Below are 11,702 nucleotides of genomic sequence, written 5' to 3'. Positions count from 1 at the left end.
TTTGAGGCTGACAATTGAGCCTTTTAGCCTCGACGTTGAGCCTTTGAGGCTGACAGTTGAGCCTCAGAAGGTCAACACATAAAAATTACCTAAAATAAGTTTGATAACTTCCGAAATACAGCATTTATATATGGTAGTTATTCTATAAGCATTAATACTTTAAAATTGAATCTTGTAATGAACCCGCAAAACAAGCCCAAGAGTATACAAGATATTCTTAAACAACGTCAACAATCAGGTTTTGTGGGTCGTGAAGACCAAGTAAACCAATTTCGCCAAAATTTGGCATTACCCCCAGAAGACGATCGCCGTTGTTTTGTGTATAACGTTTGGGGTCAAGGCGGAGTTGGTAAAAGTACCTTGCTACGACAGTTTCGTAAAATTGCTGACGAAGCAAAAATGATTTCGGCTTATGTTGATGAAGCTGAAAGAACTATACCAGAAGTCATGGGTCGTCTAGCTGAGGAGTTAGAACGGCAAGGTCATAAACTACCGCAGTTTACAGAACGCTACAAAGTTTACCGTCAAAAGCGCCAAGAATTAGAAACCGATCCAGAAGCTCCTCAAGACTTTTCCGCTTTTGTAGGCAAAACTATGGTAAATAGTAGTGTGCGTCTGGCGCGTCAAGTTCCCGTAGGAGATGCTGTATTTGACTTTGTAGATGAAGATGCTTTCGCTACCCAAGCTAGAGAATGGGCATCTTATGTTGCAAAAAAAATAACAAATAAAGATGAGGTGCTATTAGTTCAAGAACCTGAAGAAGTTCTGACCCCGTTATTTTTGCAAGATATTTTTAAAATTGCTGATAAAACTCCTATTGTCCTGTTTTTTGATACTTATGAACGCACCGGGGAATTTCTAGATAACTGGCTACGGGAAATTCTGGAGGGTCGTCACGGTGAAGTATCTCTCAATATACTGATAACGATCGCTGGTCGGCAGGAATTAGATAAAAATCATTGGGCACCTTACGAGGGGTTAATAGTTCGTTTCCCTCTAGAACCCTTTACAGAAAAAGAAGCCCAACAATATCTAACTCGCAAAGGCATTACAGACAATCGCATTATTGAAGTGATTTTGCGCCTTTCTGGAAACTTACCCCTGCTAGTGGGAATGCTAGCAGATGCTCATCCCAATGACCCCAACCAAGTAATTGAAGCTAACAGCAGTGCTGTAGAACGCTTTTTGAAATGGCTTGACGATCCCAAGCGGCGACAAGTGGCGCTTGATGCTGCCATTCCTCGGTGCTTGAATCGGGATGTTATAGCCAAGTTGAGAGGAGAAGAAGAAGCAGATGAGCTATTTACTTGGCTGAAAAAAACATCCTTTGTCAACGAACGTACCGATGGCTGGGCTTATCATGATGTCGTCAAAACGCAAATGTTAAGCCACAAGCGCCTTTCAGCGCCACAGGATTGGGCTGAGATACATGGCAAGTTAGCAGACTATTATGACAACCTGCGGAACAATCTGCAATTGGACGAAGAGAATAAACAGCACGATCCTAGCTGGCAGAGCCACACATTAAACGTGTTGTACCACAATTTATGTCAGTCACCGCAAAGGAATTTATCTGTATCTCTCAATGAATTTCTTGCTGCACTCAAAAATCAACGCAAATTTGCCCAACAATATGCAGAAACGATGCTTCAGGCTGGTAAAGATGCAGATTCTGCTGAAGTTCAGCATTGGGGTGAGCAATTAGCAAATGGGTTAAAAGCTTATGAGGAGAACCTTTATATTGAACTTAACCCCAAATATGACTGGGCGATCGCACGTCGCGGTCAAACTTATCGATTAATGAAGCGTTACCCAGAAGCCCTACAAGATTTTGACCGCGCAATCGAACTTAACCCCAAACTTGACTGGGCGATCGCACATCGCGGTCAAACTTACCTGATGCTAAAGCTATATAATGAGGCTCTTGTAGATTTCAACCGCGCTATTGAGTTACATTCTGACAGTAATTGGTATTTATATAATCGCGCTGTAGCCTACCAAGCCCTTAACCAACCAGATAAAGCATGGGCTGACCTAGCAGTTGCCATCAAGCTTGCTAAACAGCATTACGAAAAAGATGCTGAAGACTGGTCTAACACCTTTAATTTAGCTCTTTACTATTTAGCTGCTCAATATATTCAACCAGCAGAGCGGTTATATCGCTATGCCTTATCAAAGGGTGCTTCCTCTGAATCTGTTCGTGAAACGATCCAAGACCTAGATGACTTTTTAACCGTCTTCCCTGACCATGTGCAGGCTACATCTATACGACAGTTGTTGCAGTCTTCTCTAATTTAAAACTTTTTTGCGTATGCGTAGCCCAACCCAGGCATCGCTCAACCCAATTACATACAAATATTAAGCGGAGCCTTTGAACCTCAACGTTGAGCCTTTGAGACTGACAGTTGAGCTTTTTAGTCTCAGCGTTGAGCCTTTTATCCTCAATGTTGCACCTTTTAGCCTGAAATTAGAAGTTTATCTAGACAAATTATTAAATCTACTGCTAGTTTTCAGAAAAAATCTGATAAAACCTTGTTGAAATATATTAACTCAGTACATCTACCAGCATTATACAACAGCGATGAGCAATACCTCTGGATTTTCAGTCAGCAAACCTGTTGCATTATGGAATAAACCCATTAAGGCTGACTTTAAAGAACTATTCAAATCACTAGGCAAAGGTGTAATAAATGGAGTCTTTGGCCAGTGGGGAGAGGTAGCCAAAGATGCAGTAGAAGCTACAGCAGCACTAGGTTTAGGATCAGCACCAGAGGAAGTTGCTTGGTTACTAATTTACCGTTCTTTGGTAGAAGCAATAGTTAGTTTGATAAAAGGAAATCAAGAGTTACTGTTTGAAAAACCAAACAACAGTGATCTTGAGCTATTGTGCGATCGCCTCAACCATTCCCTAGAAAGTATAGAATTGCGTATTGACCAAGATTTTTTTAGCCGTCCCAAAGATTTGCCGATTCTGGAAGCGGTTAAAACTGCTTTTGCCGACTGGTTAAAATACTTTAGCGTCAATCAGGCACAGGCACTAACAATTAGTCATCGTCTTCCTACCTATTTTGTGTTTGCCCTACATGAAGAGTGGGCAAAAAATCCAGAAAAATATGCTTGTTTAAAAGAAGAACTCGATACCCCCTTTACTCAAGCCAATGAACGGGAACAGTCATGGCAGCGTTATTTAGCTTGGCTACAAAAACAGGTTGAAGAACCGATGCTTTTAGAAGCTTTTGGTTTAAAACAGGTTTTTGTTCCTTTACACGCCTACTATAAGCAAAAAGTTGGGGGCGAAAAAGAAGAAGAATTTGAACGCCGGGTGAGAGAAGATGAGAAATATCAGCGAATTGTTCTTGACTTAGAAACTGAACTAGAAGCTTGGTTAGAAAAAGGCGATCGCCATGATGCCATTAGAGTCATTAGTGGTGGCCCAGGAAGTGGTAAATCTTCCTTTGCCAAAATCTTTGCAGCAAACCAAGCAGAAAAAGGGAAAATTCCGGTTTTATTTATTCCTTTGCACCATTTTGAACCCTCGGATGATTTAGTTGAGGCAGTTGGTAAGTTTGTCAGAGACGATGGCTTTCTCAGACATAATCCCCTAGATAAAGATAAGGCTGATTCACGCTTACTGATTATCTTCGATGGTTTAGATGAGCTTGCTATGCAGGGTAAAATTGCCACTGAGACTGCTCAACAATTTGTGCGCGAAGTCCAAAGAAAAGTAGAGCGGTTTAATGGGCGTGAAACTTGCTTACAAGTATTAATTGGCGGACGAGAACTGGTAGTGCAAGCAAATATTAGCGACTTTCGCCAACCACAGCAAATCTTGCATATATTGCCTTATTTTGTGACTGAATATGAGAGAAAAAATTACATTGATGACCAAAACTTGTTGCAGCAAGATCAACGTCAGATTTGGTGGCAGAAATACGGCAATGCTAGCGGACGGGGATATGATTGCTTACCAGAAGAGTTAAACCAAGATAACCTGACAGAAATTACTGCCCAACCCTTGCTGAATTACTTGGTGGCATTAAGTTTTGACCAGCAAAAGAAATTTCCTACAGACGGCAACCTGAATGCAATTTATGCAAATTTGCTCACAGCAGTTTATAAACGCGGTTGGGCTGGTTATCAACATCCGGCTATTCGTGGAATTGAGGAAAAAGACTTTGTTCGCATCCTCGAAGAAATTGCTTTAGCTTCCTGGCATGGAGATGGACGAACAACAACAGTCAGAGAGATTGAAGCCCATTGTGAACACAGTAGTTTAAAGAGTCTTTTAGACAAGTTTCAGGAAAGTGCCAAATTAGGCGTAACTCGTCTTTTGACTGCCTTTTATTTTCGTGAGAGTGGAGTTAAAGAACAGGAAAAAACTTTTGAATTTACTCACAAAAGTTTTGGTGAATATTTGACAGCAAAACGCATCGTGCGAGAAGTTAGACTCATTCATAAAAAGCTGAAGGATCGTCAGGATGATCCAGATGAAGGATGGAATGAGCGCGAAGCTTTAAAAAGGTGGGCAATTCTCTGCGGTGCATCCCCGATGGATGAATACCTTTTTAAGTTTGTTGCGGATGAGATGCGTTTACAGAATGCATCGGATGTTAGCAATTGGCAGCAGACATTATGCCATCTGATTAGTTTTATGTTGCGTCATGGAATACCGATGGATCGCTTGACTCCCAGACCTGATTTTCAAGAAGAAAATAGACAAGCACGAAATGCAGAAGAAGCGTTGTTGGCTGCGTTAAATGCTTGCGCGAGAGTGACAAAGACAGTTTCAAAAATTGAATGGCATACTCCTGAAGCTTTCGGTACATGGATTTCAAAAATTCAAGGACAAAGAAAAGACAGTAATAATGTACTTGCATTGGAGTGTCTTAGCTTGTTGAATTTATCAGAATGTATTCTGCATAATAGAGACTTTCATAATGCCAATCTTGAAGGAGCAAATTTGTCTAATACACGTCTTGCTTTTGCTCATTTCTTTGCAGCTAACTTGAAAGGTGTAAATATTCAAGCAGCATGGCTTGTAGTAGTGAATCTTGAAGACGCAAATCTTGAAGGCGCAAATCTTGAAAGGGCGAATCTTAAAGGGGCGAATCTTAAAAGGGCAAATCTTGTAGGGGCGAATCTTCTAGGGGCGAATCTTGTAGGTGCAAATCTTGAAAGGGCAAATCTTAAAGGGGCGAATCTTGAATGGCCAAGACTTAAACGGACAAATTTTGAGAGTGAAAATGTAGCAGACTTGAATGAGGGTTCAGATTCTAATGACTGACTTACAAACATTAAGAATTTTTAAAGTTGATTATATTCTTAATACATCATTCTAGAGACTTTCGATGCGTGACGTTGCTGCTAACGCACCCTACCAAAGCAGCCCTCAACTCAATTGCATAGAAATATTATGCGATTTTGCCTCTTTTATGACAAAGCGCAACGGTCTACCATAGAAACGGTGGCAGAAAGAGTAATAAATTTCAGTTGTGAGTGCAGCGATTTTCTCCGCAACTGCCGTCGCCACAAACTGATCGATAGAAATGCCGTCTTGTTTAGCAAGTTCCTGCAAACTTTTGTATAAAGAGTCAGGAAGCTGGACGCTGAGGTTGCTCATGACAATGCGATCGCTAAACCCAATTGCCTACAAATATTAAGCGATCGCTACTACTACTTTGTCTTACTTACGACAAACCGTAGGCGATCGCTTAATTTAAAACTCTTGCAAATACTTGGCAAAAGTCTAATGCCGAGTATTAATTAATGGAACACACTTGAGAAGATATTATTAAGCTTTCTCATTGAAATGTCAAGATTTTATGAATTACTTCTCCAAAGTTTGCCATTAGATATCGTAATTTCCCTTAAATTCTCTGGCTGTGCTGACAAACTCTTGTCGCCAAAATGCTTATCCATCAACGCCGGAACCTGTGCCGCTTGAATTCGGCTATGGCGTGTTTTATCTGGCATAACTAAATTTGGCCCAGCTTTACAATTTTTCATACAACCAGTGCCCTTGATTGTAACTTGGTCTTCTAAACCGCGATCGCTTAAAGCCGCCTCCAATGCCTGACAAACTGCTTTACCACCGCGTTTCATGCAATCAGACTTTTGACATACCAAAATTGTGGCTTTAGTCTTAGCTGGTTTTACCTTGACATTATCAATAGATGGGGGTTCTTGTAGTGCAGCGATGGTTGGAACTATCCCCATTTCAGAACGCGCCGCCATCACACGTTCAGCTTTTAGTGTAACTTTGTCTTTTTTTATATCGTGTTCTTTATAACCAACAACTTGTAGCCAAGTACCTGCTGGTAGCCGTAAATCAAAAGCAGCCCGTAAATGTTTAGCGAGTTTAATGTAGCATTCACCATCATGAGTACCCAGCAGTAAACCTTTGAGCTTATAGCCATCTTTAATAACAAAATCTATAAATCTGCCCTCAAGGCAAAATTCTGATACTTCCATACTGTGAGATGCACCCATTTTTTTTAACCTCCTTTTAATTAATCCAAGCTATCAAGCGAGATATTCTCAGCAGTCAAAAATTAAAACTGTTAGTAGCGACTTTTCCAGCAGCGGTCAAGAGTCCAAATCTGGTCTTGACGGGAGGCTGTTAATCGCCGTATCACACTCCAAAGTTGAACAGCCACCATAGGAGAGCCAATTTCAACTTTTAATGGCTGGTTAGCCGCACAACTACAGGGAATGTCTAACTCCTTTAGGCGTTGATAGACTTGCCAGCGGTCTGCCCAATTCACCTCTACAAGGTGGTTGCTTTCTATTTCTGAACTAAACGATTTCAAGAGAATTGCCCTCAAAGTGCAACAAACTTGCAGTAACTACCGCGATTGACTCTCTGCTTTTTGAGAGTCTGAGGAGTATAACCTCTTAAAACCAGCATACCTTAAGTGCAAACAATTCTCAGTAACTTTGAAAAAAAAATAAAATTTTTCTAGCAATCCTATCTTGAGAGGGAGATAAGGAAGACAAGGTAAGATTTTCTCTTTCTGCTCATTTTAGGGAGTCCCCACATTTAAGCTTGAATGTCAATAGTAATGATAAATATATGCAACTTGATGAACGAGCCATCATCCAGCCAACAATAAACTTGAGATTTTTAGTATGCAAAAATACAAAATATTGAGATGGCGAATTGGCTTGTTCTTCTTATTAAAATGTTAATATGTAAGCAATAAGCAGTTAAAATCTATAACTGTGAGGAAGAGAGGAACACAATGTCTGAAACGCAAACTTTGTTACGGAATTTTGGTCATGTCTATGACAATCCTGTGTTGCTGGATCACAGCGTAACTGCTCCAGTTACAGAAGGATTCAATGTTGTATTAGCTAGTTTCCAGGCACTGTACTTACAGTACCAAAAGCATCATTTTGTAGTTGAAGGTTCAGAATTTTACTCTCTGCATGAGTTTTTTAACGAAAGCTACAACCAAGTACAAGACCACGTTCATGAAATTGGCGAACGTTTGGATGGACTGGGTGGTGTGCCAGTAGCTACCTTTAGCAAACTAGCAGAATTAACCTGTTTTGAGCAAGAATCTGAAGGTGTATATTCCTCTCGCCAAATGGTGGAAAATGACCTAGCTGCCGAACAAGCAATTATTGGCGTAATTCGTCGCCAAGCCGCTCAGGCAGAGAGTTTAGGCGATCGCGGTACACGCTATCTATACGAAAAGATTTTGTTGAAAACTGAGGAACGTGCTTATCATTTATCTCACTTCCTCGCTAAAGACAGCTTAACTTTAGGGTTTGTGCAAGCTGCTCAAAGCTAAAATTCTCATAATCTAGATTTGTCTACCTAGACTGAAAGAAAAAGTTAGCAGCACTAACTCTTAAAATATTATTAAAAATGGCAGAGAATGGTATCCCTATTTTCTCTGCCATTTTTAATACAAGTAAACATATTTATATAATATTTAGTATTGAAAAAAGTTGGCAATTAGCTAATTAGGATAGATTTTTATCTAAGTAACTTACTTGTGCTGAATAAGCAAATAGATTTATGCCGCAATAAATTACCAGTTGTTGAAAAGCATCATCAGCTTAGATAACAAATATTTGCAAAAGCTTCAAAAATTTAAGCATCACAATTAAATAAAATTAGAAATACAAAATAATCATTGAACATTGGGCATTGGTCAATAATTAATAGTTATTCTTCCCCTACTTCCCCTACTCCCCCTGCTCCCCCTGCCTCCCCTGCCCCCTGCCCCCCTGCCTCTTTCTGTCATCAAACTTAGAAAACTTAATAATAAAAAGCACGAGAGGGGGTAAAGACCCTTAAAATAATCAGGATTTGTATTCTCGTATTCCAAGGCAACGACTATGCCCCGCCGTGATGACCTCCGGAAGATTCTACTGTTAGGCTCTGGCCCAATTGTGATTGGACAAGCCTGTGAGTTTGACTACTCTGGCACTCAAGCCTGCAAAGCGCTGCGAGAAGAAGGCTATGAAGTGGTTTTGGTCAACTCCAACCCTGCAACGATTATGACCGACCCGGAAACGGCCGATCGCACTTACATTGAGCCGCTGACTCCAGAATTGGTCGAAAAAGTCATCGAGAAAGAACGCCCTGATGCTCTACTACCGACGATGGGAGGACAAACCGCCCTCAACCTCGCCGTTGCTTTAGCCAAAAATGGGGTGTTGGAAAAGTACGGCGTTGAGTTAATCGGCGCTAAACTACCAGCCATTGAGAAAGCCGAAGATCGAAAACTTTTTGGTGAAGCAATGGCAAGGATTGGGGTAGCTGTGTGTCCCAGCGACACAGCCGAAACTTTGGAAGAAGCTAAAGCTGTTGCCCGCCAAATTGGTACTTATCCCCTAATTATTCGTCCAGCTTTCACAATGGGTGGAAGTGGCGGCGGTATTGCTTACAACCAAGAAGAATTTGAAGAAATGGCACAGGTAGGTATAGATGCCAGCCCCGTTTCGCAAATTCTCATTGACCAGTCTTTACTCGGCTGGAAAGAATATGAACTTGAAGTGATGCGTGATTTGGCAGATAACGTGGTGATTATCTGCTCCATCGAAAACCTTGACCCTATGGGCATCCACACCGGGGATTCAATCACCGTCGCTCCCGCGCAAACCCTCACTGATAAAGAATATCAAAGGCTGCGGGATATGGCAATTAAAATCATCCGCGAGATAGGTGTGGAAACTGGCGGTTCTAATATCCAGTTTGCCGTCAATCCAGTTAATGGGGATGTGGTTGTAATTGAGATGAACCCCCGCGTTTCCCGTAGTTCGGCTTTGTCTTCCAAAGCCACTGGTTTCCCCATTGCCAAAATGGCAGCAAAGCTAGCTGTGGGCTACACCTTGGATGAAATTAAAAATGACATCACCAAGAAAACTCCCGCGTCTTTTGAGCCAACAATTGACTATGTGGTGACAAAAATCCCCCGTTTCGCCTTTGAAAAGTTCCCCGGCTCCGACCCAGTACTGACAACCCAAATGAAATCAGTCGGGGAAGCAATGGCAATTGGGCGGACTTTCAACGAATCCTTCCAAAAGGCGTTGCGATCGCTCGAAACAGGTCGCGCTGGTTGGGGCTGCGACAAAGCCGAAAAATTACCCAGTGGTGAACAAATTCGCGCCCAATTGCGGACACCTAACCCCGATCGCATTTTCTCGGTGCGCCATGCCTTACAACTAGGGATTAGTGCTGAGGAAATCTATGAACTGACTGGTATTGACCCGTGGTTCCTAGATAAATTTCAGCAACTGCTAGATGTCGAGAAATTCCTGAAGCGGACACCTTTACAGCAATTGACAAAAGAGCAACTTTATGAAGTGAAGCGGGACGGATATAGCGATCGCCAAATTGCTTATGCCACTAAAACCACCGAAGATGAAGTTCGCGCTTACCGCAAGTCACTAGGAATTATCCCAGTTTACAAAACCGTAGATACCTGCGCCGCTGAGTTTGAAGCCTTTACCCCCTACTACTACTCTACCTACGAAGAAGAAACAGAGGTTTTGCCCGCAACCAAGCCAAAAGTGTTGATTTTGGGTGGTGGCCCCAACCGCATTGGGCAGGGAATTGAGTTTGATTATTGTTGTTGTCACGCCGCCTATGCTTTGAAGAAAGCTGGTTATGAGACGATTATGGTCAACTCTAACCCTGAGACAGTTTCGACAGACTACGATACCAGCGATCGCCTTTACTTTGAGCCTTTAACAAAAGAAGATGTTCTTAACATCATCGAAACAGAAAATCCAGTTGGGGTAATTATCCAGTTTGGCGGACAAACACCGCTTAAGTTGGCTATCCCACTTCAGCAGTTTCTCAGCACTCAGGACTCAGCACTCAGCACTAAAATTTGGGGTACATCGCCAGATTCTATCGACATGGCAGAAAACCGGGAACGGTTTGAAAAGATTCTGCAACAGTTGAATATTTCCCAACCGCCCAATGGTATCGCGCGGAGTTACGAAGACGCGCTGATTGTTGCTAAACGTATTGGCTATCCGGTGGTGGTGCGTCCGAGCTATGTGTTGGGGGGACGAGCGATGGAAATCGTTTATTCCGATACTGAGTTGGAACGCTACATGAGCTTTGCGGTACTCATAGAACCAGAACATCCGATTTTGATTGATAAGTTTTTAGAAAACGCCATTGAAGTCGATGTAGATGCGATCGCCGATCACACAGGACGGGTGGTGATTGGTGGCATCATGGAACACATCGAACAAGCAGGGATTCACTCAGGAGATTCCGCTTGTTCTTTACCTTCCATTTCCCTATCACCAGCAGTTCTTAATCAAATTCGCACTTGGACGGTGCAGCTAGCACAAGCGCTGTCAGTTGTGGGATTGATGAATATTCAATTTGCCGTTGTGGGTGCAAGCAGCTATTCGCCCCAAGTTTACATTTTGGAAGCCAACCCCCGCGCCTCGCGTACAGTGCCCTTTGTTTCTAAAGCAACGGGTGTACAGTTGGCGAAACTAGCATCCTTAATTATGTCGGGTAAAACCTTAGAGGAGCTAGGCTTTACCGAAGAAGTCATTCCCACACATATCGCTGTAAAAGAAGCTGTATTACCCTTTAATAAATTCCCAGGAACTGATACAATATTGGGCCCAGAAATGAGATCCACTGGTGAGGTGATGGGGATTGATAGCGACTTTGGCCGTGCCTTTGCCAAAGCAGAATTGGGTGCTGGGGAGCGTTTACCACTAAGTGGAACTGTATTTGTATCAATGAGCGATCGCGATAAAGCTGCTGCAAGTGGTGTGGTGAAAGAGTTTATCGATTTGGGCTTTACAGTGATGGCTACTCTTGGTACACGGCGAGTTCTTCTCGAACAGGGGTTAGATATTGAGTTGGTGTTAAAACTTCATGAAGGCCGTCCCCACGTCCTAGATGCAATCAAAAACCAGAAAATCCAACTTATTATCAACACACCTTCAGGGGAAGAAGCCCAGACTGATGCTAGGTTAATCCGTCGCACAGCCTTAGCTTACAAAATTCCCATCATTACTACCATCGCCGGCGCGAAAGCCACCGTCGCCGCCATTCGTTCTTTACAAAATACGACTTTAGACGTAAAACCCATTCAAGAGTATTGCCCGATTGGGAGGGAGTAGGGAGTGGGGAGTGGGGAGTAGGGAGTAGGGGGAGCAGGGGAGGCAGAGGGAGTAGGGGGAGCAGGGGAGGCAGAGGGAGCAGGGGA

At 42.5% G+C, this 11,702-nt stretch carries 7 protein-coding genes; 4 read left to right on the top strand and 3 right to left on the bottom strand.

Features of this window, described 5'->3' with window-relative positions; all coding sequences use genetic code 11:
- Positions 1 to 177 precede the first annotated feature (177 nt).
- Together VB740_RS08585 and VB740_RS08580 are read left to right on the top strand one after the other, a co-directional pair.
- Positions 178 to 2,298, top strand: a complete 2,121-nt coding sequence (locus VB740_RS08585; RefSeq protein ID WP_323199616.1) for a tetratricopeptide repeat protein — start codon at positions 178 to 180, stop codon at positions 2,296 to 2,298.
- Positions 2,299 to 2,581: 283 nt separating this feature from the next.
- Positions 2,582 to 5,284, top strand: a complete 2,703-nt coding sequence (locus VB740_RS08580; protein WP_323199615.1) for a pentapeptide repeat-containing protein — start codon at positions 2,582 to 2,584, stop codon at positions 5,282 to 5,284.
- A 105-nt stretch (positions 5,285 to 5,389) separates the two neighbouring features.
- Here VB740_RS08580 and VB740_RS08575 read toward each other — a convergent pair whose 3' ends face one another.
- From VB740_RS08575 to VB740_RS08565, 3 genes are all read right to left on the bottom strand, one after another.
- Positions 5,390 to 5,620: a hypothetical protein gene (locus VB740_RS08575; RefSeq protein WP_323199614.1), complete on the bottom strand. Its 231-nt coding sequence runs from the start codon at positions 5,618 to 5,620 to the stop codon at positions 5,390 to 5,392.
- A 200-nt stretch (positions 5,621 to 5,820) separates the two neighbouring features.
- Positions 5,821 to 6,489 (bottom strand): (2Fe-2S) ferredoxin domain-containing protein, encoded by a 669-nt coding sequence (locus VB740_RS08570; RefSeq protein WP_323199613.1) that lies wholly within the window; start codon positions 6,487 to 6,489, stop codon positions 5,821 to 5,823.
- A 71-nt stretch (positions 6,490 to 6,560) separates the two neighbouring features.
- Complete coding sequence (locus VB740_RS08565) at positions 6,561 to 6,809, bottom strand: Asr1405/Asl0597 family protein (protein ID WP_323199612.1); 249 nt, start codon at positions 6,807 to 6,809, stop codon at positions 6,561 to 6,563.
- A 432-nt stretch (positions 6,810 to 7,241) separates the two neighbouring features.
- On the opposite strand from VB740_RS08565, the gene VB740_RS08560 reads away from it, so the two are divergent.
- Positions 7,242 to 7,796 carry a Dps family protein gene (locus VB740_RS08560; protein ID WP_194044835.1) on the top strand — a complete coding sequence of 185 codons (555 nt, stop codon included), beginning with the start codon at positions 7,242 to 7,244 and terminating at the stop codon, positions 7,794 to 7,796.
- A gap of 553 nt (positions 7,797 to 8,349) precedes the next feature.
- Positions 8,350 to 11,616: a carbamoyl-phosphate synthase large subunit gene (gene carB, locus VB740_RS08555; protein WP_323199611.1), complete on the top strand. Its 3,267-nt coding sequence runs from the start codon at positions 8,350 to 8,352 to the stop codon at positions 11,614 to 11,616.
- The last annotated feature ends 86 nt before the right edge of the window (positions 11,617 to 11,702 follow it).

The organism is Nostoc sp. UHCC 0251, from assembly GCF_034932245.1.
Classification (GTDB): domain Bacteria; phylum Cyanobacteriota; class Cyanobacteriia; order Cyanobacteriales; family Nostocaceae; genus Nostoc.
This window is presented reverse-complemented; position numbering and strand designations above follow the sequence as displayed.

Bases quoted from the DNA above. Each gene is read 5' to 3' on its own strand.
- VB740_RS08580 (WP_323199615.1), top strand. From the start codon at position 2,582: ATGAGCAATACCTCTGGATTTTCAGTCAGCAAACCTGTTGCATTATGG.
- VB740_RS08570 (WP_323199613.1), bottom strand. From the start codon at position 6,489: ATGGGTGCATCTCACAGTATGGAAGTATCAGAATTTTGCCTTGAGGGC.
- carB (WP_323199611.1), top strand. From the start codon at position 8,350: ATGCCCCGCCGTGATGACCTCCGGAAGATTCTACTGTTAGGCTCTGGC.
- VB740_RS08575 (WP_323199614.1), bottom strand. From the start codon at position 5,620: ATGAGCAACCTCAGCGTCCAGCTTCCTGACTCTTTATACAAAAGTTTG.
- VB740_RS08585 (WP_323199616.1), top strand. From the start codon at position 178: ATGAACCCGCAAAACAAGCCCAAGAGTATACAAGATATTCTTAAACAA.
- VB740_RS08560 (WP_194044835.1), top strand. From the start codon at position 7,242: ATGTCTGAAACGCAAACTTTGTTACGGAATTTTGGTCATGTCTATGAC.